This is a genomic window from Lysobacterales bacterium (assembly GCA_014946745.1).
Lineage (GTDB): Bacteria > Pseudomonadota > Gammaproteobacteria > Xanthomonadales > Xanthomonadaceae > Aquimonas.
The window spans coordinates 2,862,950-2,889,136 of record JADCRD010000001.1 but is presented as its reverse complement, the minus strand read 5'-3'; the positions used below and the strand labels follow the sequence as shown (position 1 = coordinate 2,889,136).

The 26,187-nt window shown below is 68.3% G+C and carries 25 protein-coding genes; 19 read left to right on the top strand and 6 right to left on the bottom strand.

Annotation, left to right across the window (positions count from 1 at the left end; all coding sequences use genetic code 11):
• Nucleotides 1-29 precede the first annotated feature (29 nt).
• Both H4O13_11615 and H4O13_11610 read right to left on the bottom strand, forming a co-directional pair.
• A complete protein-coding gene (locus H4O13_11615) occupies nucleotides 30-317 on the bottom strand; it encodes a winged helix-turn-helix transcriptional regulator (GenBank protein MBE5316033.1) in 288 nt (95 codons plus the stop codon).
• Between the two features lie 290 nt (nucleotides 318-607).
• Nucleotides 608-997: a sulfurtransferase gene (locus H4O13_11610; protein MBE5316032.1), complete on the bottom strand. Its 390-nt coding sequence runs from the start codon at nucleotides 995-997 to the stop codon at nucleotides 608-610.
• A gap of 180 nt (nucleotides 998-1,177) precedes the next feature.
• Here H4O13_11610 and H4O13_11605 point away from each other — a divergent pair, with 180 nt between their 5' ends.
• From H4O13_11605 to H4O13_11565, 9 genes are all read left to right on the top strand, one after another.
• Entirely contained in the window at nucleotides 1,178-2,449 is a 1,272-nt protein-coding gene (locus H4O13_11605) for an FAD-dependent oxidoreductase (protein MBE5316031.1), read from the top strand.
• 96 nt (nucleotides 2,450-2,545) lie between these two features.
• A complete protein-coding gene (locus H4O13_11600; GenBank protein MBE5316030.1) occupies nucleotides 2,546-2,761 on the top strand; it encodes a DUF2892 domain-containing protein in 216 nt (71 codons plus the stop codon).
• Nucleotides 2,762-2,778: 17 nt separating this feature from the next.
• Nucleotides 2,779-3,867: an efflux RND transporter periplasmic adaptor subunit gene (locus H4O13_11595; GenBank protein ID MBE5316029.1), complete on the top strand. Its 1,089-nt coding sequence runs from the start codon at nucleotides 2,779-2,781 to the stop codon at nucleotides 3,865-3,867.
• Nucleotides 3,860-7,102 carry an efflux RND transporter permease subunit gene (locus H4O13_11590; GenBank protein ID MBE5316028.1) on the top strand — a complete coding sequence of 1,081 codons (3,243 nt, stop codon included), beginning with the start codon at nucleotides 3,860-3,862 and terminating at the stop codon, nucleotides 7,100-7,102. Before H4O13_11595 ends, H4O13_11590 begins: the two co-directional genes overlap by 8 nt.
• On the top strand, nucleotides 7,099-7,557 hold the full coding sequence (trxC, locus tag H4O13_11585; GenBank protein MBE5316027.1) for a thioredoxin TrxC: 459 nt from the start codon (nucleotides 7,099-7,101) through the stop codon (nucleotides 7,555-7,557). The genes H4O13_11590 and trxC overlap by 4 nt, the downstream gene beginning before the upstream one ends.
• A gap of 1 nt (nucleotide 7,558) precedes the next feature.
• The gene (locus H4O13_11580) at nucleotides 7,559-8,032 is read left to right on the top strand and encodes an OsmC family protein (GenBank protein MBE5316026.1); all 474 of its coding nucleotides are present in this window, start codon (nucleotides 7,559-7,561) and stop codon (nucleotides 8,030-8,032) included.
• Between the two features lie 81 nt (nucleotides 8,033-8,113).
• Entirely contained in the window at nucleotides 8,114-9,757 is a 1,644-nt protein-coding gene (locus tag H4O13_11575) for a BamA/TamA family outer membrane protein (GenBank protein ID MBE5316025.1), read from the top strand.
• A 499-nt stretch (nucleotides 9,758-10,256) separates the two neighbouring features.
• Nucleotides 10,257-11,393 (top strand): beta-lactamase family protein, encoded by a 1,137-nt coding sequence (locus H4O13_11570; protein MBE5316024.1) that lies wholly within the window; start codon nucleotides 10,257-10,259, stop codon nucleotides 11,391-11,393.
• A 23-nt stretch (nucleotides 11,394-11,416) separates the two neighbouring features.
• Complete coding sequence (locus H4O13_11565) at nucleotides 11,417-12,106, top strand: penicillin-insensitive murein endopeptidase (protein ID MBE5316023.1); 690 nt, start codon at nucleotides 11,417-11,419, stop codon at nucleotides 12,104-12,106.
• Between the two features lie 130 nt (nucleotides 12,107-12,236).
• Here the strand turns inward: H4O13_11565 and H4O13_11560 are convergent, their stop codons facing one another.
• Both H4O13_11560 and H4O13_11555 read right to left on the bottom strand, forming a co-directional pair.
• Complete coding sequence (locus tag H4O13_11560; protein ID MBE5316022.1) at nucleotides 12,237-13,115, bottom strand: MBL fold metallo-hydrolase; 879 nt, start codon at nucleotides 13,113-13,115, stop codon at nucleotides 12,237-12,239.
• A gap of 17 nt (nucleotides 13,116-13,132) precedes the next feature.
• Entirely contained in the window at nucleotides 13,133-13,897 is a 765-nt protein-coding gene (locus H4O13_11555) for a sulfite exporter TauE/SafE family protein (protein MBE5316021.1), read from the bottom strand.
• Between the two features lie 137 nt (nucleotides 13,898-14,034).
• Between H4O13_11555 and H4O13_11550 the strand changes: the two genes are divergently transcribed.
• Complete coding sequence (locus tag H4O13_11550) at nucleotides 14,035-15,087, top strand: lytic transglycosylase domain-containing protein (protein ID MBE5316020.1); 1,053 nt, start codon at nucleotides 14,035-14,037, stop codon at nucleotides 15,085-15,087.
• Here the strand turns inward: H4O13_11550 and H4O13_11545 are convergent, their stop codons facing one another.
• Nucleotides 15,088-16,212 carry a trypsin-like peptidase domain-containing protein gene (locus H4O13_11545; GenBank protein ID MBE5316019.1) on the bottom strand — a complete coding sequence of 375 codons (1,125 nt, stop codon included), beginning with the start codon at nucleotides 16,210-16,212 and terminating at the stop codon, nucleotides 15,088-15,090.
• Between the two features lie 166 nt (nucleotides 16,213-16,378).
• On the opposite strand from H4O13_11545, the gene petA reads away from it, so the two are divergent.
• The 5 genes from petA (at nucleotide 16,379) to H4O13_11520 (ending at nucleotide 20,106) form a co-directional block, all read left to right on the top strand.
• Nucleotides 16,379-16,978 (top strand): ubiquinol-cytochrome c reductase iron-sulfur subunit, encoded by a 600-nt coding sequence (gene petA, locus H4O13_11540; GenBank protein MBE5316018.1) that lies wholly within the window; start codon nucleotides 16,379-16,381, stop codon nucleotides 16,976-16,978.
• Nucleotides 16,978-18,222, top strand: a complete 1,245-nt coding sequence (locus H4O13_11535) for a cytochrome bc complex cytochrome b subunit (protein ID MBE5316017.1) — start codon at nucleotides 16,978-16,980, stop codon at nucleotides 18,220-18,222. The genes petA and H4O13_11535 overlap by 1 nt, the downstream gene beginning before the upstream one ends.
• Nucleotides 18,215-18,946: a cytochrome c1 gene (locus tag H4O13_11530; GenBank protein MBE5316016.1), complete on the top strand. Its 732-nt coding sequence runs from the start codon at nucleotides 18,215-18,217 to the stop codon at nucleotides 18,944-18,946. The genes H4O13_11535 and H4O13_11530 overlap by 8 nt, the downstream gene beginning before the upstream one ends.
• Before the next feature lie 78 nt (nucleotides 18,947-19,024).
• A complete protein-coding gene (locus tag H4O13_11525; GenBank protein MBE5316015.1) occupies nucleotides 19,025-19,660 on the top strand; it encodes a glutathione S-transferase N-terminal domain-containing protein in 636 nt (211 codons plus the stop codon).
• Between the two features lie 29 nt (nucleotides 19,661-19,689).
• A complete protein-coding gene (locus H4O13_11520) occupies nucleotides 19,690-20,106 on the top strand; it encodes a ClpXP protease specificity-enhancing factor (protein ID MBE5316014.1) in 417 nt (138 codons plus the stop codon).
• A 178-nt stretch (nucleotides 20,107-20,284) separates the two neighbouring features.
• Here the strand turns inward: H4O13_11520 and H4O13_11515 are convergent, their stop codons facing one another.
• Nucleotides 20,285-20,650, bottom strand: a complete 366-nt coding sequence (locus H4O13_11515) for a DUF3301 domain-containing protein (GenBank protein ID MBE5316013.1) — start codon at nucleotides 20,648-20,650, stop codon at nucleotides 20,285-20,287.
• Between the two features lie 158 nt (nucleotides 20,651-20,808).
• Between H4O13_11515 and H4O13_11510 the strand changes: the two genes are divergently transcribed.
• The 4 genes from H4O13_11510 (at nucleotide 20,809) to H4O13_11495 (ending at nucleotide 26,187) form a co-directional block, all read left to right on the top strand.
• Nucleotides 20,809-23,223 (top strand): SUMF1/EgtB/PvdO family nonheme iron enzyme, encoded by a 2,415-nt coding sequence (locus H4O13_11510; GenBank protein MBE5316012.1) that lies wholly within the window; start codon nucleotides 20,809-20,811, stop codon nucleotides 23,221-23,223.
• Between the two features lie 72 nt (nucleotides 23,224-23,295).
• Nucleotides 23,296-24,069 carry an FHA domain-containing protein gene (locus H4O13_11505; protein MBE5316011.1) on the top strand — a complete coding sequence of 258 codons (774 nt, stop codon included), beginning with the start codon at nucleotides 23,296-23,298 and terminating at the stop codon, nucleotides 24,067-24,069.
• Nucleotides 24,070-24,173: 104 nt separating this feature from the next.
• Nucleotides 24,174-25,901: a VWA domain-containing protein gene (locus tag H4O13_11500; protein MBE5316010.1), complete on the top strand. Its 1,728-nt coding sequence runs from the start codon at nucleotides 24,174-24,176 to the stop codon at nucleotides 25,899-25,901.
• A 13-nt stretch (nucleotides 25,902-25,914) separates the two neighbouring features.
• Nucleotides 25,915-26,187, top strand: a complete 273-nt coding sequence (locus tag H4O13_11495) for a hypothetical protein (protein ID MBE5316009.1) — start codon at nucleotides 25,915-25,917, stop codon at nucleotides 26,185-26,187.

The following is a 26,187-nucleotide window of genomic DNA, read 5'->3' as shown; positions in this document are numbered from 1 at the left end:
CGTCGAGACCGAGGGCGCTGTGTGCACTGTCAGTCAGAGCTGCCGCAGTAGATGCGATGGAGGACTGCGATGATTTCCTGCACAGGCCCCGGTGACAGCGAGTAGAAGATCGTCTGCGCCGAGCGCCGGGTCTGCACCAGGCCTTCCTCGCGCAGCACGGCAAGGTGCTGCGAGAGCGCTGACTGCGAGAGATCCATCCCGGCGTTGATGTCCGACACCGCCTGCTCGCCGCCGGCCAGCATGCACAGGATCATCAAGCGCTTCTCGTTGGCCATGGCCTTCAGGAGCTGCGCTGCATCGGTGGCGTGGCCGCGCATCTCTTCGGCGTCGGTGGGGGCGATCGGTGGCATGGCGTGAGAGCGGAGATTGGGGATTGGGGGGGCGAGCCGCGGCGGATTCCGGCTCGGTGCGTGCCCAAGCTGCCGAAGCGCCGGCTTGGAAGCGTGGACGTCCGGCGCGTGAGAGTAGAGGGTTCGCCGACGCCTGTGGAGTCCGGCCCGTAGAGCAGCCGGCATCCCTCCACGCCAGAAGTCCCTGGCTCTCGCGAATCCTGAATCCCGAATTCTCAATCCCCAATCCCCAATCCCCAATCCCCAATCCCGGCCTTTCAGTGCTGCGTCACCGGCATCCCTGCCGCAGTCCAGGCGGTGATGCCACCGGCCAGCGAGCGCACCCGGGTGAATCCCAGCCGCTGCAGACTTTCTGCGGCAAGCGCCGAGCGCCCGCCGGTGCGGCAGTACAGGACGATCGGCTGCTCGCGCACGGCCAGCGCGGGCTCGGTGACGCAGGCGATGGCGGGGTTGGCTTCGACCTGGAACTCGAGCACGCCGCGCGGGATGGGAATCGCACCGGCGATGTGGGCGGTGGCGAACTCGCCGGGTTCACGCACGTCGATCAGCACGTAGCTGCCGTGGGCTTCGGCGGCCAGGGCTTCGACGCTGACCTCGGCGATGCGAGCGCGGGCTTCTGCGACCAGTTCGGCGGGGGACTTGGGCATGAACGGCTCCTGGCAAATATAAGTTGACTCTAATATTAGAAACATCTAAATTGCCCTTGGTCAAGTCCAGCCGCTGCCAAAGCGCCCACGCTCGGCGCCTGCATCGGCAGACCCAGGCTGACGCCTCCCTCCGGCGGAGACGCGACGCATGCCACAGGCCGGATCGGGAGGACTCGCGTCATGGCCAGGATCATCGTAGTGGGCGGCGGTATCGGCGGCATCAGCGTGGCCTACGAGCTGCGCGGGGGCGTGGGCAAGACCCACGCGATCACCGTGGTGGGCGACAGCCCGCGTTTTTCGTTCACGCCTTCCAACCCGTGGGTGGCGGTGGGCTGGCGCAAGCCTTCGGACATCCAGATCGAGATCGGGCCGTATCTGGCCAAGAAGTCGATTGGCTTCGAGAGCTGCGGCGCGGCCGAGATCGTTCCGGGTGAGAACACGGTGATCCTCAGCGACGGCCGACGTCTGGGCTACGACTATCTGGTGATCACCACCGGCCCGCGGCTGGCGTTCGACGAGATTCCGGGTCTGGGCCCGCACGGCGGCCACACGCACTCCGTGTGCACCACTCCACATGCGCTTTCCGCCTGGGAGGCCTACCAGGCTTTCCTCAAGGAGCCAGGCCCGATCGTGGTCGGCGCCGCCCAGGGCGCGAGCTGCTTCGGCCCGGCCTATGAGTTCGCGATGATTCTCGACGCCGATCTGCGCCGCCGGAAGATCCGCGACCGCGTGCCGATCACCTATGTCAGCAGCGAGCCCTATGTCGGCCACATGGGCTTGGGTGGCGTCGGCGACAGCAAAGGCCTGCTGGAGAGCGAGTTCCGCCAGCGCCACATCAAGTGGATCGTCAACGCGAAGATCGCCGAGGTGCGGCCGGGCGAGATGCTGGTGCACGAGATGAACGAAGCCGGCGAGAAGGCGCGCGAGCACACGCTGCCCTTCAAGTACTCGATGGTGCTGCCGGCGTTCACCGGCGTCGACGCGGTGCGTGCGGTCAAGACGATGTGCAATCCGCGCGGCTTCGTGCAGATCGATCGCCACCAGCGCAATCCGACCTTCCCGAACATCTACTCGGCCGGGGTCTGCGTGGCGATTCCGCCGGTCGAGGTCACTCCGGTGCCAACGGGCGCGCCCAAGACCGGCTTCATGATCGAGTCGATGGTCACCGCCATCGTCGAGAACATCCGCGCCGAGCTGGAAGGCAAGGCGCCGGAGGCAGTGGCGACCTGGAACGCCATCTGTCTCGCCGACATGGGCGACACCGGAGCCGCCTTCGTGGCCCTGCCGCAGATGCCGCCGCGCAATGTCACCTGGGCCAAGGTCGGCAAGTGGGTGCACGTCGCCAAGATCGCTTTCGAGAAGTACTTCCTGGCGAAGATGAAGTCCGGCAACACCGAGCCCGTCTACGAAAAGTACGTCCTGAAGGCGCTCGGCATCGAACGCCTGAAGTAGCCGCTCCAGACATGGGCCCGAAGCGCACCCATGAGCTTCGCCGAACGCGCTCGAAACGAATCCCGAATCCCCAATCCCGAATCCCGGAGCAAAGCCATGAACATCGACCGCGCCATGTTCGTCTTCGCCGGCAGCCTGATCCTGATCAGCGTGCTGCTGACCCACTTCGTTTCGCCGTGGTGGCTGCTGCTCACCACCTTCGTTGGCCTGAACCTGCTGCAGTCGGCTTTTACCGGCTTCTGCCCCGCTGCCATCGTCATGGGCAAGCTGGGGCTGAGGCCCGGCTGTGCATTCGGCCAGAGCACCCGCTGATCCCCCTGTCCAGCCTGATGGAATTCGCCATGCGCACCACACCGCCCTTGTTTGGCCTTTCGTTGGCTGTAGGCCTGCTGCTCTCGGCCTGCGGCAGCGAGGCGCCGCTCGCGCCGCGCATTGCTGCGGCGCCCGATATCGAACTGATCGCGGTGATACCCGACACGGCGGTGCGCGAGCGGGTCTGGGATGGCGTGGTCGAGGCCGTGCACTCGGCCACGCTCTCCGCCCAGACCGGCGGACGCGTGCTGGAGCTGCCCTTCGACGTCAACGACTACGTCAAGGCCGGCGATGTGGTGGTGCGCTTCACCGACGTCGAGCAACAGTCGGCGCAGCGTCAGGCGCGGGCGGCGCTTGCGGCCGCGCAGGCCGCGGCCAGCGAGGCCGAGGCCGAGTTCAAGCGGATCTCCGAGATCTACGGGCGTCGCCTGGTCTCGCGCGCGCAGCTTGATCAGGCGACTGCGCGCCGTGACGCCACGCGCGCCCAGCTCGAGTCGGCCCAGGCGGCGGTGAAGGCGGCCAGCGAGACCCTGGATTACACGGTCGTACGCGCGCCCTATTCGGGCATCGTCACCCAGCGCTTCGTCGAGGTGGGCGAAACGGTCAGCCCCGGCCAGCCGCTGATCGCAGGCCTGTCGCTGGACCGCCTGCGCCTGCAGGTGCGGGTCCCGCAGTCCGATGTCGAGGCGATTCGCGCCAACGGTCGCGCCGTGCTGCTGCTGGACGACGGCCGCCGCGTCGAGGCCGAGAAGGTCACCGTGTTTCCGTACGCGGATCCCGCCACGCACAGCTTCAGCGTGCGCGTCGATCTTCCCGAGGCCGACACCGGCCTTTCGCCCGGCATGGCGGCCAAGGTCGCCTTTGTGGTTGGCGAAGACGAGCGCCTGCTGCTGCCGGCCTCCAGCCTGGTCAAGCGCAGCGAGGTGACCGCGGCCTATGTGCTCGGCGAGAGCGGGCTCGCTCTGCGCCAGCTGCGCCTCGGCCACCGCATGGGTGATCGCATCGAAGTGCTGTCCGGCCTGAGTGCAGGCGAGCGCGTGGCTGCCGATCCGGTCGCCGCCGGCCTGTGGCTGGAGCAGCAGCGCCGGGAGCGCGGCGATGGCTGAGCCGCAGGCCTCAACGCACATGGGCATCTCCGGCCGCCTGGCCGCGGCCTTCCAGAACAATCCGCTGACGCCGATCCTGGCGATCGCCGGCCTGTTGCTCGGCCTGATCGCGGTGCTGATCACGCCGCGCGAGGAAGAGCCGCAGATCGACGTCACCATGGCCAATGTGTTCGTGCCCTTTCCGGGCGCGCCGGCCGAGGACGTCGAGAACCTGGTCAGCTATCCGTTGCAGCAGGTGCTGTCGGAGATCGAGGGCGTCAAGCATGTCTACTCGGTCAGCCGGCCCGGCATGGCGGTCATCACGGTCGAATTCACCGTCGGTGTGCCGCGGGCGGCTGCCATCCTGCGACTGTACAACCAGGTCTACTCGAACGCCGACTGGGCGCCGCCGAACCTCGGCGTCGGCCAGCCGCTGGTGCGGCCGATGGGCATCGACGACGTGCCGGTGATGAGCCTGACGGTGTGGACCGACGACCCCGCCCGCGGCGGCGTCGAAGTCGCCGAGGTCGCGCACACGCTGGAGACGGAACTAAAGCGCGTTCCCGGCACCCGCGATGTCTACACGATTGGCGCGCCCGAGCGCGCGGTGGTGGTCGAGCTCGACGCCCAGCGTCTTGCCAGCTATGGCCTCGACATGAACGATCTGGCCGGCGCCCTGCAGGCCAGCAACGTGGTCATGCAGGCCGGCGAACGCGTCGAGGGCGGCCGGCAGATTCCGCTCACCGCGGGCACCTACCTGGCTGACGCCCAGCAGGTCGCCGAGCTGGTCATCGGCCTGCGCGAGGGCCGGCCGCTGTACCTGTCGGACGTCGCTGAGATCCGCCGTGGCGCAGACCTGCCCGCGAGCTATGTCTGGCACGCCAAGCCCGAGCGGGGCCAGCTCTCGGCGATGCACCCGGCCGTCACCATCGCGATCGCCAAGAAGCCTGGCGCCAATGCCTCCGACATCACCACTGCGATCACCCGCCGCATCGGCGAGCTGCGCGGCAGCCTGATTCCCGAAGGCGTGCAGGTCGACATCACTCGCGACTACGGCAAGACCGCCAACGACAAGGCCATCCAGCTGATCCAGAAGCTGGTCTTCGCGACGATGGCGGTGGTGCTGCTGGTGCTGTTCGCGCTCGGCTGGCGCGAGGCGGTGGTGGTCGGCACGGCGGTGATCATCACCCTCGCTCTGACCCTCTTCGCCAGCTGGGCGATGGGCTTCACCATCAACCGGGTGTCATTGTTCGCGCTGATCTTCTCGATCGGCATCCTGGTTGACGACGCGATCGTGGTGGTCGAGAACATCCATCGCCACATGGCGCGTGGCGGCAGATCATTGCTGGAAGCGATTCCGCCGGCGGTGGACGAGGTGGGCAGCCCGACGATTCTTGCGACCTTCACGGTGATCGCGGCGCTGCTGCCGATGGCTTTCGTCAGCGGGCTGATGGGCCCGTATATGCGGCCGATCCCGATCAATGCTTCGGTGGGCATGCTGCTGTCGCTGGCCGTGGCGCTGATCGTCACGCCTTGGTTGTCGCTCAAACTGCTGTCGCGGCACCTCGGTGCAGCCGGTGATGGCGACGGGCATGCGGCCCACGGCAGCGGCATCGCGGCGCGCCTGCACGGTCTGTTCGAGCGGCTGCTGCGGCCCTTCCTGCATCGCGAGCGCGGCGCGCGCCGACGCCTGTGGTTGTTCGCCGGCATCGTCGGCGCGGTGGTGCTGTCCGCGAGCCTCGCCGTCGTGCAGCTGGTGGTGCTGAAGATGCTGCCCTTCGACAACAAGTCGGAATTCCAGGTGGTGGTCGATCTGCCCGAGGGCAGCACGGTGGAGCGCACCAGTGCACTGCTGCAGGAGCTGGCGCTGACGCTGGCCCAGGTGCCCGAAGTGGCCGACATGCAGGGCTATGCCGGCACGTCCGCGCCGGTGAACTTCAATGGCCTCGTGCGCCAGTACTACCTGCGCGAGGGCGCCAACGTCGGCGATCTGCAGGTCAACCTGGTCGACAAATCCGAGCGCAGCCGCAAGAGCCACGACATCGCCCGCGCCGTTCGGCCGGCCCTGCAGCAGATCGCCCAGCGCTATGGCGCGGCGCTCAAGGTCGTCGAGGTGCCGCCGGGTCCACCGGTGCTGTCGCCCCTGGTCGCCGAGATCTACGGCCCCGATGCAGGGGGTGCGCGCGCCATCGCGCTGCAGGTGGCCGAGGTCTTCCGCGGCACCGAAGGCCTGGTCGATATCGACACCACGGTCGAGGCCGAGGCCTCGCGTGAGGTGCTGGTGGTCGACCGCGAGCGTGCAGCAAGGCTGGGCATCAGCCAGGCGCAGATCGCGCAGGCCTTGACTGCCGCCGTCAGCGGTGTCGATGCGACCTTCCTGCGCGACGGTGCGTCGAAGTATCCGGTGCCGGTGCGCCTGCGCCTGCCGGCCGGCGAGCAGGCGCGGATGGAGGCGTTGCTGGCCCTGCGCATTCGCAGTGCCGACGGACGTCTGCTGCCGCTGTCGGAGGTCGTGCGGGTCGAGCGCACCGACTGGGAAGCGGCGATTTACCACAAGGATCTGCTGCCGGTGGTCTACGTGATGGCCGACGAAGCCGGCGCGCTCGACAGCCCGCTGTACGGCATGTTCTCGGTGGTTTCGCGCTTGAACGACGGCGGCGATCTGCCCTGGCCGATCGAGCAGCGCTTTTTCTCTGCGCCCGAGAGCACAGCCGGCTTCAGCCTGAAGTGGGACGGGGAATGGCAGATCACCTTCGAGACCTTCCGCGATATGGGCATCGCCTATGCCGCCGGCATGCTGCTGATCTACCTGCTGGTGGTCGCGCAGTTCCGCAGCTACGTGGTGCCGCTGGTGATCATGGCGCCGATTCCGCTGACCGTGATTGGTGTGATGCCGGGCCATGCCCTGCTGGGCGCGCAGTTCACCGCCACCAGCATGATCGGCATGATTGCGCTGGCCGGCATCATCGTGCGCAATTCCATCCTGCTGGTGGATTTCATCAACCACGAGATCGCCCACGGTCGGCCGTTGGACGAGGCCGTAATCGAAGCCTGCGCGGTGCGCGCCCAGCCGATTGCACTCACCGCGCTGGCGGCGATGGCGGGTGCGTTCTTCATCCTCGATGATCCGATCTTCAACGGGCTTGCCATTGCGCTGATCTTCGGCATCCTCGTCTCCACCGTGCTCACCCTGGTGGTGATCCCGCTGCTGTACTACAGCTGGTTGAAGTTTCTGGCCCGCAAGGAGGCCGCATGAGTGACGACAGCATCATCCTGGCCTGCCCGCACTGCCATGGCCTGAACCGGGTGCCGCAGGCGCGCCTGTACGACGGCCCCAACTGCGGGCGCTGCGGCGGCGCGATCTTCGCCGGTCGGCCCTTCGACCTCACAGGCGAGAGCTTCGAGGCCCATGCCGGGCGCGCCCAGCTGCCGGTGCTGGTCGACTTCTGGGCGCCCTGGTGCGGGCCCTGCCGACTGATGGCGCCCGCGTTCGCGCAGGCGGCGCAGCAGCTGGAGCCGCAGTTTCATCTGGCCAAGGTCGACACCGAGGCGCAGCCGGCGCTGGGCCAGCACTTCGGCATCCGCAGCATTCCCACCCTGGTGCTGTTCCATCACGGCAACGAGGTCGCCCGCCAGTCGGGAGCGCTGAATGCTGCAGGCATCGTCCAGTTCGCGCGCAGCGCCTTCATGCAGTACGCCCAGGGCCAATGACATGAGCGAAACCCAGAGCTTCAGCATCACCGTCGAGCAGGAGCAGGACTACGTCTTCCGCGTGCGTTTCGAGGGCACCGAGATCCCCGACCTGATGACCGACGAGCCCGAGCCTTTGGGCGGCGGCAGCGGCCCGAACCCCTCGCGCATGCTGGTCGCGGCAGTCGCCAACTGCATGGGCGCGAGCCTTCTGTTCGCGCTGCGCAAGTACAAGAATGCCCCGGGGCCTGTCCAGGTGAAGGCGATCGCCACAATGGGCCGCAACGAGGCCGGCCGCATGCGCGTGGCCCGCGTGGATGCGCAGATCCTGCTGCCGGAAATGGCCGGCAGCTACCAGCAGTTGGAGCGCATCCTCCAGCAGTTCGAGCAGTTCTGCGTAGTCACCGAAAGCGTGCGCGCCGGCGTTGCCGTGGAGGTCAGCGTGGTCGATGCCGCCGGCGCGCTGCTGCATGGGCCGGGGCTGCCTGCGGCGTAAAGCTTGGCGGGGTCACGCCAACGCGGCCGAATCTGTCAGGATTGGGGCGACGACGACAGCCGTTTTCGCCTCCGATCAGGGATGCGCCTGCTGATGGCCTCACGTGTGCTCTGCTCGCTGCTGCTCTCGTGCCTGCCCCTGCTGCAGGCCAGTGCGGCCGACTGTCCAGCCGATGGCAGTCTGGATCCGGCCGCGCTGGAAGCCGCGGGCGCGGTGATCGGTGAGCTGCGCTTCCTGCGCCGCAATGTGTTCGACACCGAGCTGCCGGAAGAGAACAAGGCGCTGTTCCGTGCGGCCAATCGCCTGCACCGGCTGAGTCGCGAGTCCACCCTGCGGCGGCCGCTGCTGATCGAAGAGGGGCAGCCGTACCGGCATCGTCTGCTGCAGGAATCGGCGCGTCTGCTGCGCTCCACCGAGTATCTGCGCGAGGCCGAGCTGCGGCCGGTGGCCTGCGTGGACGGGCGGGTCACGGTCGAAGTCGAGACCCGCGACGTGTGGTCGCTGAACCCCGGCATCGCCGGCAGCCGTCGCGGCGGAGAGTCGAGCTTCGGCATCGACCTGGAAGAGAGCAATCTCGCCGGCCGCGGCGCGCTGCTGCGGCTGTCCAGACGCGGCGACGCTGACCGCAACAGTACGGCGCTGCGCTATCGCAACGACCATGAGCTGGGGCGCTGGCGCGGGGTTGACGTCGCCTACGAGAACAACAGCGATGGCCGTGGTTTTCTGGTGGGAGTGCAGAAGCCCTTTTACGCCCTCGATGCCCGCGAGGCCTGGGGCCTGCGCGTGGATCACCTCACCCAGGTCGAGAGCTTCTACGAGCTGGGCGAGGAGGTCTCTGAGTACCGTCAGCGCAACCGCGATCTGGATGTCTGGTGGGGCCGCTCGGCCGGTCTGCTCGATGGACGCGTGCTGCGCTGGAGCGTGGGATTGCGCGACCAGCAGCGCGACTTCCTGCCGGCGCGCGACCCCGAGCTGCTCGGCCCGGTGCCGGAAGATCGCCATCTCGCGGGGCCTTGGGTGGGGCTTGAGTACATCCGCGACGAGTGGGAAGTGCTGCGCAACTACGATCAGATCGACATTACCGAGGACGCGCTGCTGGGCACTCGCCTCAGCGCGCGTCTCGGCCGCTCGGAGGAGTCGTTGGGGGCGGATCGTGATGCCTGGTGGCTGGAGGGCGAGGGCAGCCGGGGCTGGCGCTTCGCGCGCGGCGACCTGCTGCGGTTCTCCAGCCACTTCGGCCTGCGCCAGGAGGCGGGGAACACCCGCAACTTCAGCCTCACCGGCGACCTGCGCTACTACCGTCAGACCGGGCCGCGCCGACTCTTCTTTGCCGAGCTTGAGGGCCAGTACGGACACGATCTGGACCTCGATAACCGGGTCTATCTGGGCGGCGATACGGGTCTGCGCGGCTACCCGCTGCGCTGGGTGGGTGGCGAGAGTTCTGCGCGGCTCAGCATCGAGCAGCGTTACTTCACCGACTGGTATCCCTGGCGGCTGTTCCGCGTCGGCGGTGCGGTGTTCGCCGACGTCGGTCGCGTCTGGGGCCGCGACCCGCTGGATCGGCCCAATCCGGGGCGCCTTGCCAATGTCGGCATGGGCCTGCGCCTGTCCAACACCCGCAGCGCCTTCGCGCGCCTGATCCACATCGACATCGCGGTGCCGCTCGACAGCGATCCGCGCTTGGAGAGCGTGGAGTTCGTGCTGGAGGCGCGCCGGGCGTTCTGAGGGCTTGGGCCGGGAATCGAGAGGGAAGAGACGAGAGGCAAGAGACGAGAGGCGAGGCATGGCCGGCCCTCCCCTCCTCATTGGGTGGGCCCGGGCCCACCGTGAGCGCCTCGCTGGCTGCGGTCCGCTCAATCGAAAGCGCCCCCCGCGAGGGCCTACGAAACGCGAGTGCGGTGAACCGAGCCCGCTGTCCATCGCTCGGTGGGCCGGGGCCCACCCTGTGACCGTTTGCTTGGGTCCGGCGCGACGCACCTGTCGCTGTCCTCGCTCAGGATCCGCGGTTGGGCCGGCGCGCGTCGGCGTGCTCTAGCAGCTTGTTGAAAAGCTCCCTTCCGGGGAGTTTTTCAAGTCGGCGGTCCGGCGCAGGTCCGTACCGCCTCACGACACATCAATCGCTTGCGCGCTTGTTTCGTCGTCCCGGCCATCCCTGGCCTGACTAGCAGGCTGTTTTTCGACAGCCTGCTAGTCTCGCGGCCCCGATTCGTTTTGAGCCGAAGCCATGGCCCAGCCGCTGCGACGCGTCCTACTGCTGTTCCTTTTTCTGGTGGGCGCGCAGCGCGCGGTGGCGGCATTGCCGGATCTCGACGCTTTCGACGAGCACTTCCGCGAAACGCTGGTCGAGCAGGGGATACCCGGTGGCGCCTATGCGGTGGTCGGGCAGGGCCGCGTGCTGCGGGTGCAGGGCCATGGCCTGCGCGCGGTGGACGGCACGCAGCCGGTGGACGCCGACACCGTGTTCCGTCTGGCCTCGGTGTCCAAGACCTTCGCTGGGCCCTTGGCGGTGCAGCTGGCGCAGGAGGGGCGCATCGATCTGGCGGACTCGCTTGCGGAGCAGCTGCCGACGCTGCGCTTCAAGCGCGACGCTCTGAGCCAGCGCCTGCGCGTCGAAGACCTGCTCGGGCAGTCGACCGGGCTGGTGCCGAACGCCTACGACAACCTGATCGACGATGGACTGGCGCTGGAGCGCATCCTGCCGCGCTTCCGTGAGCTGGACGCCATCTGCGCGCCGCGCAGCTGCTACAGCTATCAGAACATCGCCTTCGCCCAGGTCGAACCGATCCTCGCTCGCGCCGGTGGCGCCGGCTATGCCGAGCTGATCGAGCGTCGCCTGTTCCGGCCGCTTCGCATGCAGCGCGCCAGCTTCGGCCTGGAGGCCCTGCTCGCCGAGCCCAACCACGCGCGTCCGCATCGCCGGGAGGCGGGCCGCTGGATCGAAGCCGAACTCAAACCTGGCTACTACCAGCTGGCACCCGCCGCAGGCATCAACGCCAGCGCCCGCGACCTCGCGCAGTGGCTGCTGGCGCAGATGGGTGCGCAGCCGCAGGTTCTCGCGCCGTCGGTGGTCCAAGCCGTGACCACGCCGCGGGTGCGCACGCCGCGCGAACTGAAGCGTCGCCTGTGGGGCCAGCTGTTGGACGAGGCTCACTACGGGCTCGGCTGGCGCGTGTATCGCATTGGCGACGCGCCGCTCAACTACCACAGCGGCTGGGTCAAGGGTTACGTGGCCGAGATCGCATGGTCGCCGCGGCATCAGCTCGGTCTGGCCCTGCTGCTGAACGCTGAAAGCCCGGCGATCGGCCGGATCAGCACCGAGTTCTGGGCCAAGGTGCACGGCCGGCCGGTGCCGACGCCGTGAGGCAGGGACGTGCGCTTGCGTGCATGCGGGGTCTGCTGAGGCGCATCCTGCTGGGAGGCTTGCTTGCCGCGTCGCTTCCGGTGCTGGCCGAGGCGCCCAGCCGCTGCTTTGGTACGCCTGCCGCGGGCCGGCTGGAAGGCGCGCGCAAGCTGCCGCTCAGCGGGGTGAACTTCCAGAGCTTCAGCGGCCTCGCCGCCAGCCTAGGCCGTACCCATACGCATTCCACCGTCGAAGCCATCGTGGTCGAGGCCTATGCCGAGCTGGCCGCCCGCCGCCCCGAGCTGCGCTTCGTCTACGGCGAGGCAAGCTGGCCGAAAGGCGGGCGACTGGCGCCGCACCGCACCCACCAGAACGGCACTTCGGTTGATTTCTTCGTGCCGGTCCGCGATGCCCGCGGCCGCAGCCTGCCCGTGCCGACCAGTCCGTTCACGCGCTTCGGCTACGACCTGGAGTTCGACGACGCGGGGCGCCTGGACGATCTGCGCATCGACTTCGAGGCCTTGGCGGAGCACCTCTACGAACTGCATCGCGCAGCGCAGGCGCGTGGGGTCGGCATCCGCCTGGTCATTCTCGACACCCGCTACCTGCCCCTTCTGGAGCGAAGCGAGCGCGGCCGCTGGGCGCGCCGTACCCTCAGCTTCATGCCGCGCCAGGCGTGGGTTCGCCACGACGAGCACTACCACATCGACTTCGACATTCCCTGCGCACGCTAGGGCTGGGCGATGCGCGGAGCTCTGCATGGAGACTTCCAGGCCAATGCGCTTCGGCTTGTTGCAGCGCTCGGAGCGCAGTGCCAGGACGTCCAACGCCCTTCACACCAATCCCCAATCCCGAATCCCGGCTTCACACGGGTACCCCTGGAAACCGGTCCAGCGGCAGTTTGAGGTAGCGCACGCCGTTGTCCTCGGGGTCGGGCAGCCGCCCGGCGCGGATGTTGATCTGCACCGAGGGCAGGATCAGTCGCGGCATCGGCAGGGTGGCGTCGCGCGCTTCGCGCATGGCGACGAACTCGGCCTTGCTGCGACCGCCGCCGACGTGGATGTTGGTGGCGCGCTGGGCGCCCACGCTGGTTTCGCAGGCGGCCGCCCGACCGCCGGGAGAGTAGTCGTGGCAGACGAACAGCCGCGTCTCGTCGGGCAAGGCGAACAGGCGCTGGATGGAGCCGAAAAGTGTGGCCGCGCTGCCGCCGGGGAAGTCGCAGCGAGCGCTGCCGCCGTCCGGCATGAACAGGGTATCGCCCACGAACACGGCATCGCCGATGCGATAGCTGAGGCTGTCGTTGGTGTGGCCGGGCGTGGCGATGACCTCCACGTCCAGGGCGCCGAGCGCGAAGCGCTCGCCGTCACGGAACAGGCGATCAAACTGCGAGCCGTCAACCGGGAAGTGCTCGCCCAGATTGAAGATCTCGCGAAAGGTCGCCTGCACCTGGCGGATGCCTTCGCCAATGGCCAGTCGTGCGCCCGGGTACTGCGCGCGCAGCCAGTGGCCGGCCGAGAGGTGATCCGCATGGGCGTGGGTTTCGAGGATCCACTCAAGGCGCAGCCCGCGCTCGCGAGCGGCGTCCAGCACCTTCTGCGCCGATGCGGTTGCGGTGTTGCCCGATTTCGGATCGAAGTCGAGCACGGGGTCGATGACCGCGGCGGCGCCGCTGGCTGGATCGCTGACCAGATAGGTCCAGGTGCAGCTGTCCTTATCGAAGAAGGACTGGATGTGCGGATTCATGGGCTCTCCGGGTCGGTTCAGATCAGCTGCGGCGCCGTGCGGGCGATGATGTAGACGCCCATCAGCAGCAGAAAGAAGGCGAAGGCGCGCTTCAGAGTCTGCTGCGGCAGACGGCTGGCCAGCTGCATGCCAAGCAGGGTGCCACCCGCGCCGATGGCGATGAACAGGCCGATCAGCGGCCAGTCGAGCTGCAGGCCCTGCTTCTCCAGCATCGGGAGGTAGCCTGCGAAGCCGGTGAAGGACTTCATCGCGATGATCCACAGGCTCGTGCCGATCGCCTTCTGCATCGACAGGCGACCGAGCAGCACCAGGGCCGGGACGATCAGGAAGCCGCCGCCAACGCCGACCAGTCCGGTGATCGCGCCTATCGCGAGACCGTCGCCGACGATCGCGAAACGCCCGCGCGGCGGGCGCGCACCGGCGGACGTCGACGCGGGGCTGCGGAACATCATCGCCGCGGCGAGCAGCATGACCATCGCGAACAGTGCGAGCTGGGCCGCGCCGGAGAACGACTGCGATGCCCAGGCGCCTGCCCATGTCCCGGCCATCCCGGGCAGACCGAACCAGAGCAGGCTGCGCAGATCGACTTCGCGCTTCAGCGTCCAGGGCAGGGCGCCCGCGAGGGCGATGCCGCCGACAATGGCCAGCGAGCCGGCGATCGCGAGTTTCTCCGGCTGTCCGACCAGATAGACGAGGATCGGCACGGTGAGGATCGAGCCGCCGGAGCCCAGCAGCCCAAGGGCCAGGCCGATCAGAAGGGCGCCGAAAAGGGCGAGCAGCATTCGGAGGTTCCTGCGGCGGGCACGGGGCATAATATTAGAAAAGTCTAAATTAATGGAACCCGCTGCGGCGCTGGCAGTCGGAGCAGCGAATCCCGCTACGACTTGGCAGCCCCGGCTGCGTGGCTGACACTGATGACATGCCCCTGACTACTTTCCTCCCGCTCATCGCTGCGCCCGCTCGCTGCGCGCAGGGCAGTCACCGCCGCGTGCTTTGGGGGCTCCTGCTGCTGCCGTTGGCCGCTGCGTTCCCCGCGCAGGCTTCGACCCTGTTCCGCTGCGTCGGCGAACAGGGCGAGACGGTGTTCACCTCGGACGCAGCGGGCTATCGCGACTGCAAGCGCGTGCATGTGCCCACCAGCCTGAACTCGGGCCAGGTCGGCGCGGCGCCCGCTGCCGCGCCGGCGCAGACGCAGACGACACCGGCAAGCCCGCCCGCAACGCCGGAGCCGCCCGCCATGGGCGGCGCGTCCGCCGGCACGCCTGCCACAGGCGGCGCGTCTCCGGCCGCGCCTGCGCCCAATCCGGAGCGACGGGTCGAGTTCCGCACCCGCAGCGACGGTGCGGACATCGCGGCGCCGCGCGATGCTCAGGCCAGCGGCGCCCGGGTCTCGCGCGGGGCCGTGTATCGCTACGAGCGCGATGGCGTCGTCCACTACACCAATCGGCGGCCCGCGGGTCAGCGCGCCGAAGTGCTCTTCAGCTACATGGAAACCTGCTACGCCTGCTCGGTCAGCAGCAGCGTCGACTTCAATGCGGTCGGCCTGAACCTCACCGCCTACGCGGACGAGGTGCGCGCGGCGGCTGCCCTGCATGGGGTCGAGGAAGCCTTCGTGCGTGCGGTCATCCACGCCGAATCAGCGTTCAAGCTCAATGCGCTGTCGAACAAGGGGGCTCAAGGCCTGATGCAGTTGATGCCGGCCACCGCCGAGCGCTTCGGCGTCGTCGATCCGTTCTCGGCACGCGACAACATTCACGGCGGCACGGCCTATCTGGCGTGGCTTCTCAAGCGTTTCGACGGTGATTTCCGACTGGCGGCGGCGGGCTACAACGCGGGTGAAGGCGCAGTCGACCGCTTCGGCGGCGTGCCGCCCTATGACGAAACTCAGGTCTTCGTCGAGCGGGTGGGCGTTCTGCTGTCGCGCTACCGCACTGAGCTGGCCGCAGCGGCCAGTCGCGAGGGCAAAGGCTGATCAGCGGTTCGCGCTGGGACGCTGGATCAAGTCGAGACGGGCGACGAAGGGAACGCCCGCTCGAAGCCCCGCCACTTCCACTGAACTGCCCGGCGGTTTGGCGGCCTCGCGCGCGCGCAAAGCCGCCTGGTCGTCGATGGACTCGCCGTCGAAGCTGAGCAGAACGTCACCCGGCATCAGGCCTGCGGCATGGGCCGGGCCGCCCACATAGATCTCGGTCAGGGCCACGCCGCGGGGGCTCAGCGCATCCGAACTGCCCGGCAGCACCGGCGCGTCGCCGTACTCAACGCCCATCCAGCCCCGTCTGACCACGCCGGTGTCGCGGATCTGCGCGAAGACGTCGGCGGCGACGCTCATCGGGATGGCGAAGCCGATGCCCTCGGCGCCGCTGCGCCGCCCCAGCACGAACGTGTTGATGCCCACCAGCTGGCCGCCGGCGCTGATCAAGGCGCCGCCGCTGTTGCCCTCGTTGATGGCGGCATCGGTCTGGATGAACTCCTCCTCGATCGCCTGATTGAGCGGGGTGCGCCCCAGGCCGGAAACGATACCCAGGGTGACCGTCTGACTGAGTCCCAAGGCATTGCCGATCGCCAGCACGACGTCGCCCACCTCCAGTGTGACCGCGGGATCCAGGCCCAACGCCGGCAGCCCGTTGCCTTCGACCTTCAGCACGGCCAGATCCGTTTCGGCGTCGCTGCCGATCACACGCGCGTCTGTCACTCGACCGTCCCACAGAGCGATGCGGATCTGCTGGGCGCCGGTGATCACATGGTGGTTGGTCAGCACGTAGCCGTCCTGGCTGACGATGACTCCCGAGCCCAGAATGGACTCGCGGCGCCGCACGGTCGGGCCCACCGTGAGGCCCGAAAAACGCTGGGTGATCGGATCAGGCGGCAGCAGCACACGCTCGGTCACGATGCGATTGGCGTAGAGGCTGACCACCGCTGGCGAGGCGTGCTTGACCGCCGCTGCGTAGCTGCTCGGTGCCGGCCCCGCGGCCTGGGGATCACTTCCGCGCAAAGGCTCCACGAGCCCCGGCGCGAAGTGCAGCACGACGAAGGCCAGTGCCAAACCGGCGACCGCGCTCTGCAGGAGAAACACCGGGACTCGGAAAGGGCGGGACATCGGCGGACTGCGCGCGTGGACAGCCGGCATTGTGCCCTGCGCAGGGCGCTTGCGCAGCCCGGCCGCGTTGTCGCTGGGTTCAGCCATCCGCTACACTACGCCGCTTTACAAGGCCAGCTGCGCCGGTCTTGTTACCGATTCCCTTTGCGCAAGTGCGGAGAGCCGTATGGCTAACCAAGGCGTCAACCCAGGCCGCCGCCGCTTCCTGACCGCCACCACCGCTGTGGTGGGTGGCGCTGGAGCCATCGCGGCCGCCGTGCCCTTCATCGCTTCCTGGCAGCCGAGCGCTCGCGCCGAGCTTGCCGGAGCCCCGGTCACTGAGAACATCTCCAAGCTCGAGCCCGGTCAGCGTCTGACCGCGACCTGGCGCGGGCAGCCGGTGTTCGTGATCCGGCGTACTCCGCAGACGATCGAGCAGCTGCCGGGTCTGGACGGTCGTCTCCGCGACCCGAATTCCGACGTGGTCGACCAGCAGCCGACCTACGCCAAGAACCCGCACCGTTCGATCAAGCCCGAGTACCTCGTGCTTGTCGGCCTGTGTACGCACCTGGGCTGCGTGCCGCTGTTCCGTCCTGAAGTGCAGGCCGAGCCCTTCGACGCCGACTGGAAGGGTGGTTTCTACTGCCCTTGCCACAACTCGCGCTTCGATATGGCAGGCCGCGTTTTCGAAGGCGTGCCTGCGCCGACCAATCTGCGCGTGCCGCCTTACCACTTCGTCGACGACAACACGCTGATCATTGGCGTCGATCCGAAGGGAGCTGCGTGATGTCCAACCTGATCAATCGCACCGTCGAGAACGTCACCCAGTGGGTCGACGATCGCGCGCCCGGCCTGAAGGGCGCCTACAACAAGCACGTCGGTCAGTACTACGCGCCGAAAAACTTCAACGTCTGGTACTACTTCGGCTCGCTGGCGATGCTAGTACTGGTCAATCAGATCGTCACCGGCATCTGGCTGACGATGAACTACAAGCCGTCCGCCACCGAGGCCTTCGCTTCGGTCGAGTACATCATGCGCGACGTCGAGTGGGGCTGGCTGATCCGCTACATGCACTCCACCGGTGCCTCGCTGTTCTTCGTGGTGGTCTATCTGCACATGTTCCGCGGCCTCGTCTACGGCAGCTCGCAGAAACCGCGCGAGCTGGTGTGGGTGATCGGCGTGGCGATCTTCCTCGTGCTGATGGCCGAAGCCTTCCTCGGCTACGTGCTGCCCTGGGGCCAGATGAGCTACCACGGTGCGCAGGTGATCATCAATCTGTTCGGCGCAGTGCCGGTGATTGGCGACGATCTGACCCAATGGATTCGCGGCGACTTCCTGGTCTCCGATGCGACGCTCAACCGGTTTTTCGCTCTGCATGTGATCGCACTGCCGCTGGTGCTGCTGCTGCTGGTCGTGCTGCACCTGGGCGCCCTGCACGAAGTGGGCTCGAATAACCCCGACGGCGTCGACATCAAGAAGAAGAAGGGTGCCGACGGCAAGCCGCTGGACGGCATCCCCTTCCACCCCTACTACACCGTGAAGGATCTGTTCGGCGCGGGCTTCTTCCTGACCATCGCCGCCTTCATCGTGTTCTTCGCACCGACCTTCGGCGACCTGTTCCTGGAGTACGACAACTTCGTCCCGGCGAACCCGATGGTGACGCCCGATCACATCAAGCCGGTGTGGTACTTCACGCCGTACTACGCGATGTTGCGCGCGGTGCCCGACAAGCTGTCTGGCGTGATCATCATGGGCGGTGCGGTGATGATCCTGTTCCTGCTGCCCTGGCTGGACCGCAGCCCCGTGCGCTCGGTCCGCTACCGTGGCCCGCTGTCCAAGATCCTCATCGGCATCTTCGTGGTGGCTTTCGTCAGCCTCGCCTGGCTGGGCCTGCAAGCGGGCAGCGAGATGCAGACGCTGATGGCGCGCATCTTCACGATCTACTACTTCGCGTTCTTCCTCTTGATGCCGCTTTGGTCCAGATGGGACTCCTACAAGCCGGTGCCGGAACGGGTGACCACCCATGATTAAGCGTCTCTACTCGCTGGCGCTCGGCGCCGTGCTGCTGGCTGCGGCTGGTGTTTCCCAGGCTGCCGGTGGCGCTCCGATTCTGGAAAGCCACGTGAACATCAGCGACCGGGCCTCGCTGCAGCGCGGCGCGGCGCTGTTCATGAACTACTGCGCTGGCTGCCATTCTCTGGGCTTCCAGCGCTACTCGCGAACGGCCAAGGATCTGGGTCTCACGGAAGAGCAGGTGATGTCCTACCTGAACTTCACCGGCGCCAAGTTCGGCGAACACATGAAGTCCGCCATGGACCCCGCTGACGGCTCTGCCTGGTTTGGCAAGGCTGCTCCGGATCTGTCCCTGGTGGCGCGCGCCAAGCCCGGTGGCCCGGACTGGACTTACACCTTCCTCAAGTCCTTCTATGTCGACGAAACCCGCCCGGCCGGCTGGAACAACACCGTGCTGGTGGGCTCCTCAATGCCGAATGTGCTCTGGAACCTGCAGGGCAGTCAGCGCGCGGTCTACGGCGAGCATGGCGAGGTCACCGGCTTCGAGCTGGCTCCGGCGGGCAGCCAGAGCCCGGAAGAGTTCGACCGCACCATCCGCGATATCAGCGCTTTCCTCACGTATGTCGGCGAGCCGGCGGCGTTGAAGCGCGAAGCCTACGGCGTGTGGGTTATCCTCTTCCTCACGGTCTTCACTTTCCTCGCCTGGCTGCTCAAGACCGAGTACTGGCGGGATGTCCACTGAAGTGAGCTGACCGTACGGCGGCCGGTGTCGCATGCGGCACCGGCCGAACCCTGATCTGCGTGGGAAGGGGGATACGGGATGGCTTCGAGTTCGCGTCTGCGCAATGCGCTGACCCTGTTTTCGGCGCGCGATTGCGCGACCTGTCACCGCATACGCCTGGTGCTGGCCGCCAAAGGCGTGAGCTACGAGCTGGTCGCGGTGGATCCCGCCCAGCCTCCCGAAGATCTGCTGGACCTCAACCCCACGCTGAGTCTGCCCACGCTCGCCGATCGCGATCTGGTCCTGTACTCCGCTTCTGTGCTCAGCGAGTACATCGATGAGCGCTATCCGCATCCCCCGCTGATGCCGATCGACCCGCTGTCGCGGGCCCGGCTTCGCCTCGCCATGGCGCGCTTGGAGCAGGAGTGGGTGCCGGAGCTCGAAGCGATCAGCACCTCCAGCAAGACCGAGGCCGAAGCCGCTCGCAAACGCATGCGCGAGCTGGTGCTGGCGTCGCTGCCTCTGTTCAAGGCATCGCGCTTTTTCTTGAACACTGAGCTTTCCCTGGCCGACTGCGCTTTGGCCCCGATTCTTTGGCGGCTGCCGGCGGCAGGCATTGACCTCGCCCGCGAAGCCAAGCCGATCGAGGACTACGCGCAGCGCATCTTCCGCAGCCCCCTCTTCGCACGCAGCTTGATGCCGGAGGAGCGCCACTACCGCGAACTGCCTGCATGAACCACGCAACCCCGCCGCCGACGCCCCGCATGAGCTCGAACCGCCCGTACCTGCTGCGAGCCATGTACGACTGGATCACCGATAACGGTCTGACCCCGTATCTATTGGTGGATGCGCAGCAGCCGGGGGTGCAGGTGCCAGCCTTTGCCGTCAAGGACGGCAAGGTGGTTCTGAACATCGCGATGCGCGCGGTCGATCAACTGGACCTTGGCAATGATCGCGTCCGCTTCCAGGCGCGCTTCTCGGGTTCCAGCCACGCGCTCTCGATTCCGCTGCCAGCGGTGGAGGCCATCTACGCCCAGGAAAACGGGCAAGGGATGATGCTGCCCCCCGACGATGCTGCCCTGAGCGAGCCTTCCGACGAAGACCCCGCCGCGACCGCGCAATCTGCGCCCGAGGGCGACGAACCGCCGCCAAAGCGATCGCATCTCCGCGTCATCAAGTGAATCTGGCGGCTGTCGGACGACGCAAGTGTTTCCGCGAGCGCTGCTCGCGACCGCGAGGTCTCGGCAGCCGTGTCTGCGTGGATCCCGTTGAAGCCAAAGCAGACGTTCGAGCTGATCAATGTAGGGAGCGTGCCTGTCGGTCGACAGGTGGCTCCCGGCGCGGTGCCCTCACTGAGGATCAACCCCAGTGACCGAAGCTGCGCGGGGCGATCGCCGGGCGAACTTCAGCTGGCGGCGGCGCCAGCGGCTCGGGGGCGGTGATCCAGAGCAGCTTCAGGCCGTGCAGGGCGAGTGCGCCGCTGGCGCGGTCGTTGCCTTCGCGGCTGTAGTCGAAGCGGTACTGCCGAACGATGCCGAGTCGTCCGTCTTCGGAGCGCTTGAGCGCGAGCTTGACGAGCGCGACCGAGTGATCGAGCAGCTGCACGCCGGCGCGCTCGCAGGCCTCCAGCCCGTGCCGACGTGCAAGCTCGGCCGCGTCGCGGGCGCGGGCCCACGTGTAGAGGCCGAGGCCCAGAAGGATCAGCAGAATCAGAGTCGTGTCCATCGGCCAAGTGTGTGGGCGGCGGCTCGCGCTCGCAAGGCGAGCAGCGCGTATCGGTTCGCCGGTCACGTCAAGCGCGTGGCCGACTGCCAAGGCGCGCACGGCGACGCCTGCAACCAAATGTAAGATCGCGATCTTCCGACCGGAACGGCAGGTGCGCGGTGCAGGCAGTGGAGATCGATGGCTATCGAATCGAGGACGCCAGCGCGCCAGGACAGGGCGTGCAGCTCCTGCGCGCGCGCCAGCTGGTCAACGATTCGCCGGTGTTGCTGCAGATCTGGGAGGGGCCTGCCCAGCCGGCACGGCTGGCGATTCGCCAGCTCGCTGGCCTGCGGCATCCGGGGCTCGCGACCGTGCTGGATGTCGGCGAGACCCCTGAGGGCAGGGCGTATGCGGCGCTGACGGCGCCTGCCGTGCCCAGCTTGAGGCTTCGCCTGGCGCAGGGCCTGGACCTCGTCGATAGCCTCAGCCTGCTGCGTCGACTGGCGCTGATCGCGCGTTTCGTGGAGTCGCGGTGTCCGCTGCTGCCCGTGCTCGACGCGGCCGAGATCTTCGCCGATGCGCAAGGGCGACCGCTGCTCACGCGCCTGTGGCCTCCGGCATCAAGCCCGGAACACCACCGGCCATTGCAGCAGCTGCTGGTGCTCGGCTTTGAAGCCTTGACCGGCCGTCCGCCGGCCGACCTGAGCGACACGCTGCCCGACTACCTCGCCCGCTGGCAGCCGCTGTTCGGGCTGGACGGTCGCACGGCCGAGGTCGCGGAGCTGTTGGCCCTGCTCGACGAGCTGGAGGGCAAGTCGACCTCCAACCACAGCCGAACCGGCGCGGCAGCGGGCTCCGCCGCTTCGCCGCCCAGCGTCGCGCCGGCCGCAGCGGCGCATGCCGCCTCGACCGCGCTGCCCGTCCGCTCCGAAACGCCGGCGACCGTGCAGGCGGCAACCGCTCCGCCGCCCGGCCGCCCGAACCCGGCCGCCGCTGCGGCGGCGGTGGGCAAACGAGACAGCGCTGCGACCGCCGCTGATCGGGTTGCTATCAGCCCACCCGCGCCCGAACCCGCGCTAGCAGCGGATGCGCGTCGCACGGGACCCAGCAAGCGTCTCGAACCCGAGCCAAAGCGCGCGCAGCTTCCGCGTTCACCGGGGCAGACATCGGCACCATCGCCGCCCTCGCGCATGCCGCTGCTGCTCGCCGCTGGGCTCGCGCTGCCGCTTCTCGGTGGGCTGCTGTGGTGGGGGCTGGCCTCCGACACCCCGTCCGCTGCTCCTGAGGCGCGCGCGCAGGGCGGTCTTGAACAGGCTCGACCTGTCGCGTCCGGCGCGCCGAGCGAGCCTTCGACCGTGTCCGCTGCATCGCAGGCCGACATCGGCTTCCAAGCGCCCGATCCCGAGGCCGACTGGACGCCGACTTCGCCGATCGAACTCGACCCGACCACACTGCCGACCGTCGAGGATCCGCTGGAACGCCTGCTGCTGCTGGCCCGCACCAATCTGCAGGCGGGGCGCTTGGTCGCGCCGCCGGGGCGCAATGCGTTGGACCGTTATCTGCAGGCCCTGCGCATCGAGGCGGACCATCGCGCGACCCTGCAGGGCATCGCCGAACTGGCGTCGCTGTGCCTGCGGCAGGCGATGGATGCCCAGGAGTTCGAGGCCAAGCTCTCTGCGCTGGCCTGCGTTGACCGCGTGGTCGCCGCGCATCCGGTCGCGGGCAGCGTGCAGCAGGAGGCGCAGCGCTACCGCCAGGGCGAGCATGATCGCTACGTTCAGACCGCTGGCGAGGCGCTTGCCGCCTGGCGAGGACGTGACGCGACGCAGGGCTTCGAGCAGGCCAGGCGACTGCTGCCTGATTCGACCGCTGCTCGCGAGGGCTTGGCTCGCGCTGAGGCTTTGGGGCGCGCGGGCTATCGCTTCCGTGACGGCCTCCAGAACGGCGCTGAGGGGCCGGAGATGCTCGTGGTGAACGGCTTGGCCTGGGCGGTCAGCGAGACGCGCGTCAGCGAGTTCGAGACCTATTGGACCGCGGCCGGCGGTGCGCGCTTCGGTGCCGATCTGCCGGCCTGCCGGGATCGCGAATCGCTGCTGCGCAGCTCGCGTCGGCGCGACTGGCGCGATCCCGACTTCACGCAGGGCGCCGACCATCCCGTCGCCTGTGTCAACTTCGCCATGGCCCAGCACTACGCCGAGTGGCTGAGTGCAAGCAGCGGGCAGCGCTACCGTCTGCCCAGCCTCGCCGAGTGGCGCGCCGTTGCCGGGGTCGCGCCCAGCGGCTGCAAGGCGAATCTCCGCGACCAAACCGCCGCCCGGGTCTGGAATGCCCGCGTCCCCGCCGCCTGCAGCGATGGCTTTGGCCACACCGCGCCGGTCGGCTCGTCCGGTGAACAGGGAGGGCTGCTCGGGATCTGGGGCAATGTGGCTGAATGGCTCGCCGATTGCGAGGGGGCGAGCTGCCGGCAGCGGCTGGCCGCGGGGGGCAGCTGGTTCAGTGCAGCCGGCGAAGTTTCGCCGCGCGGCTTTGCAGCAGAACCCGCCTTCACTACCATCGGGATCCGCGTGGTGCGCGAAATCCCGCCGCGCGAATGAATCTGGCCGCTTGCGCGGTCAGCCCCGAATCCCAGCGTGCCGGCCCCGCCGGTACGCTTCGCGAGAACCACAATGAAGCTGATCTTCCCGAAGGGTGAACACGGCGCCGTCCTGCTGAGCCCTGGCAGCAACACGGTGGGATCTGCGCCGGATGCCTTCTTGCGCTTGGCCGTGGAAGGCATGCCCACTGAGCTGTGTGCGCTGGAGCTCGAAGGCGAACGCCTGTATCTGGTGGCCGCCCCCGGCGCCGATGGCCTCAGCGTCAACGGTCAGCCCGCCGACGCCCGGCACAGCCTGCGTGCGGGCGATCTGGTGGGCTTTGGGCCGGTGCAGGCGCGCCTTGTTGCCGTCGAGCGCGTCTCCAGCGCGCCCGCGGCGCGCGCTCCGCAGGTGGACGATGCCGGAGCTACCCGCGTGCGCGCGGCGCTGCCCAAGTACCTGCTGCGCGGTGTCTCTGGCGCCGCCTTCGGCAAAACCTATGCGGTGGTCTCGCCCCAGGTCATCGGTCGCCACCACGAATGCGACATCTCGATCCCGAGCGAGGAAATCTCTCGCCGTCACGCGCAGGTGAGGCCGACCGCAGACGGTCTGCTGGTCGAGGATCTGGGCTCGTCCAATGGCACCTTCATCAACGGCCAGCGGATGCAGAGCGGGCTCTTGAAGAACGGCGATGAGCTGCGCCTTGACGCCATCCGCTTCATGCTGGTGGTGCCGGGCCAGGAGATCCACAAGGTCAGTGCGCCCGCTGCCGTGGAAGCCAAGGGCGGCAGCCGCACCGGCCTCATCTTCGTCGCCGTCACGGTTGTCGTCGCGGCTGCCGTGGCAGCGGCTTTCCTGCTGCGCTGAGCGCGCCCGCGTTTCGCCCGATGTGATCAGCGCGCGCGCCGCTGCTGGCCGTGCGCTGACGTTTCGCTGTTCTGCAATGGCATGGCCCATCCCTGGAGGCCACCATGCAGATCCCACGTCCCGCCGCCCTCGTGTTCGCTAGGCGCGCCTTGGGCGCCGCTCTGCTGCTCGCCTGCAGCCTGGCCCAGGCCGACGGCCTCGCCCCGGCCGATGGCCTGGCACTGCGGGCCGAGGGCGCTGACGGCTGGCAAGCCGCTTTCGCTCTGGAGACCCACGTCGACCTGCGCGTGCGCGGGCTGATGACCGAGGTGCGGGTGCGCCAGCGCTTCAGCAACGCGAGCAGTGAGTGGATGGAGGGCCGCTACCGCCTGCCCCTGCCCGACGAGGCGGCGGTGGGTCGACTGCGCATGCAGGTCGGCGAGCGCCTCATCGAAGGCGAGGTGCGGGAGACGCAGCAGGCCGCGGTCACGTACGCCGAGGCGGCCAGCGAAGGCCGCACCGCCAGTCTGGTCGAGCGCGAGCGCCCGAACCTGTTCCAGACCCGAGTGGCCAATATCGGCCCCGGCGAGACCGTCGAGATCGAGACCGGCTACTGGCAGAAGGTGCGCTGGCAGGACGGCCGTTTCACTCTCGGCCTGCCCTTGACCTTCGTGCCGCCGTATCGCGGCGGTGGCGAGCAGGCCGATGCCGGGCTCGATGATCCGCAGCCTGCCGACGTGCCCGCGCAAGGCATCGCCCTGGGCTCGGCTGCGGCGCCGAAGTTCAGCCTCGGCGTCGATCTCGAAGCCGGCCTGCCGCTGATTGGCATCGACAGCCCCAGCCACGCGATCACGGTGCGTCGCGAAGGCGAGCGTCATCGCATCGAGCTGGCCGCCACCCGGGTCGACAGCGACCGCGACTTCGAGTTGCGCTGGGCGCCGCAGCCCAGCGCGCAGCCGCAGCAGGCGCTGTTCGTCGAGGACCGCGCCGACGCCCGCTACGCCTTCCTCACCCTGATTCCGCCGACCCGCCCGGTGGCGCCGGTGCCGCGCGAGCTGATTCTCGTGGTCGACAACTCCGGCTCGATGCACGGCGCATCGATGGCGCAGGCCAAGGCGGCGGTGGACCGCGCCCTGGCCGGCCTGCGCGCCTCCGATCGCTTCGCTGTGATCCGCTTCGACCACCGCTTCGAAAGCGTGTTTCCGCAGCCGGTCGAAGCCAGCGCCGCCCACGTGGCGCGCGCACGCGGCTTTGTTCAGGGGCTGATGGCTGAGGGCGGCACCGAGATGCTGGCGCCCCTGATCGAAGCCTTCGCCATGCCGGCGACGCCCAGTCATCTGCGCCAGGTGGTGCTGATCACCGACGGTGCCATCAGCAACGAAGCCCAGCTGCTGAACCACATCGAGCACGGGCGCGGCGAGGCACGGCTGTTTGCAGTCGGTATCGGCAGCGCGCCGAACGCCCACATCCTGCGGCGCATGGCCGAAGTCGGCCGCGGCGCGCAGGTGACGATCCGCCGCATCGAGGATGTCGCCCAGGTGACCGATCAGCTGCTGGCCAAGCTGGGCCAGCCCGCCCTGCGTGACCTGAAGGCCGCGTGGCCCGAGGGCGCCGAGGCCTACCCGGCGCAGCTGCCCGATCTCTATCTCGGCGAACCGCTGCAGGTGCTGCTGCGGCTGCCCAAAGGTGGCCAGCAGGGTGCGCTGGAAGGCAGTGGGCCCGATCTCGCCTGGCGCGCCGAGGTCAAGCTGGGCGAGCCGCGCCTGGCCTCGACCGAGGGCGTGGCGCGCCTGTGGGCGGCGGCGCATCGCCGAGCTGGAAGACAGCCTGCGTCAGGGGGCAAGCCCCGATGAGGTCCGCGCCCGCGTGCTCGATCTCGCCCTGGCGCATGGGGTGGCCAGCCGCTACACCAGCCTGGTCGCCGTCGACCGCACGCCGCGGCGTCCCGAGGCTGCCGATCTGGCCTCGCTGCAGTTTGCCAATGCCACGCCTGCCGGCACGCTCGACTTCGCTGCCGGTGCCACTGGCTTCGAGCGCAGGCTGCGGCTTGCGCTGCTGCTGGGCGCGCTGGCGCTGGTGCTGCTGATCTGGCAGCGCGAGCGCGTGCCTGGCCAGCCTCGACTGCTGGCACAGGACTAG

Coding starts and splice junctions, on each gene's coding strand:
- H4O13_11515 (MBE5316013.1), bottom strand. CDS start 20,650: ATGGACACGACTCTGATTCTGCTGATCCTTCTGGGCCTCGGCCTCTAC.
- H4O13_11590 (MBE5316028.1), top strand. CDS start 3,860: ATGGCTGAGCCGCAGGCCTCAACGCACATGGGCATCTCCGGCCGCCTG.
- H4O13_11535 (MBE5316017.1), top strand. CDS start 16,978: ATGTCCAACCTGATCAATCGCACCGTCGAGAACGTCACCCAGTGGGTC.
- H4O13_11580 (MBE5316026.1), top strand. CDS start 7,559: ATGAGCGAAACCCAGAGCTTCAGCATCACCGTCGAGCAGGAGCAGGAC.
- H4O13_11565 (MBE5316023.1), top strand. CDS start 11,417: ATGCGGGGTCTGCTGAGGCGCATCCTGCTGGGAGGCTTGCTTGCCGCG.
- H4O13_11525 (MBE5316015.1), top strand. CDS start 19,025: ATGGCTTCGAGTTCGCGTCTGCGCAATGCGCTGACCCTGTTTTCGGCG.
- H4O13_11550 (MBE5316020.1), top strand. CDS start 14,035: ATGCCCCTGACTACTTTCCTCCCGCTCATCGCTGCGCCCGCTCGCTGC.
- trxC (MBE5316027.1), top strand. CDS start 7,099: ATGAGTGACGACAGCATCATCCTGGCCTGCCCGCACTGCCATGGCCTG.
- H4O13_11605 (MBE5316031.1), top strand. CDS start 1,178: ATGGCCAGGATCATCGTAGTGGGCGGCGGTATCGGCGGCATCAGCGTG.
- H4O13_11595 (MBE5316029.1), top strand. CDS start 2,779: ATGGAATTCGCCATGCGCACCACACCGCCCTTGTTTGGCCTTTCGTTG.
- H4O13_11600 (MBE5316030.1), top strand. CDS start 2,546: ATGAACATCGACCGCGCCATGTTCGTCTTCGCCGGCAGCCTGATCCTG.
- H4O13_11610 (MBE5316032.1), bottom strand. CDS start 997: ATGCCCAAGTCCCCCGCCGAACTGGTCGCAGAAGCCCGCGCTCGCATC.
- H4O13_11615 (MBE5316033.1), bottom strand. CDS start 317: ATGCGCGGCCACGCCACCGATGCAGCGCAGCTCCTGAAGGCCATGGCC.
- H4O13_11555 (MBE5316021.1), bottom strand. CDS start 13,897: ATGCTGCTCGCCCTTTTCGGCGCCCTTCTGATCGGCCTGGCCCTTGGG.
- H4O13_11570 (MBE5316024.1), top strand. CDS start 10,257: ATGGCCCAGCCGCTGCGACGCGTCCTACTGCTGTTCCTTTTTCTGGTG.
- H4O13_11530 (MBE5316016.1), top strand. CDS start 18,215: ATGATTAAGCGTCTCTACTCGCTGGCGCTCGGCGCCGTGCTGCTGGCT.
- H4O13_11500 (MBE5316010.1), top strand. CDS start 24,174: ATGCAGATCCCACGTCCCGCCGCCCTCGTGTTCGCTAGGCGCGCCTTG.
- H4O13_11575 (MBE5316025.1), top strand. CDS start 8,114: ATGCGCCTGCTGATGGCCTCACGTGTGCTCTGCTCGCTGCTGCTCTCG.
- H4O13_11560 (MBE5316022.1), bottom strand. CDS start 13,115: ATGAATCCGCACATCCAGTCCTTCTTCGATAAGGACAGCTGCACCTGG.
- H4O13_11545 (MBE5316019.1), bottom strand. CDS start 16,212: ATGTCCCGCCCTTTCCGAGTCCCGGTGTTTCTCCTGCAGAGCGCGGTC.
- H4O13_11520 (MBE5316014.1), top strand. CDS start 19,690: ATGAGCTCGAACCGCCCGTACCTGCTGCGAGCCATGTACGACTGGATC.
- H4O13_11505 (MBE5316011.1), top strand. CDS start 23,296: ATGAAGCTGATCTTCCCGAAGGGTGAACACGGCGCCGTCCTGCTGAGC.
- petA (MBE5316018.1), top strand. CDS start 16,379: ATGGCTAACCAAGGCGTCAACCCAGGCCGCCGCCGCTTCCTGACCGCC.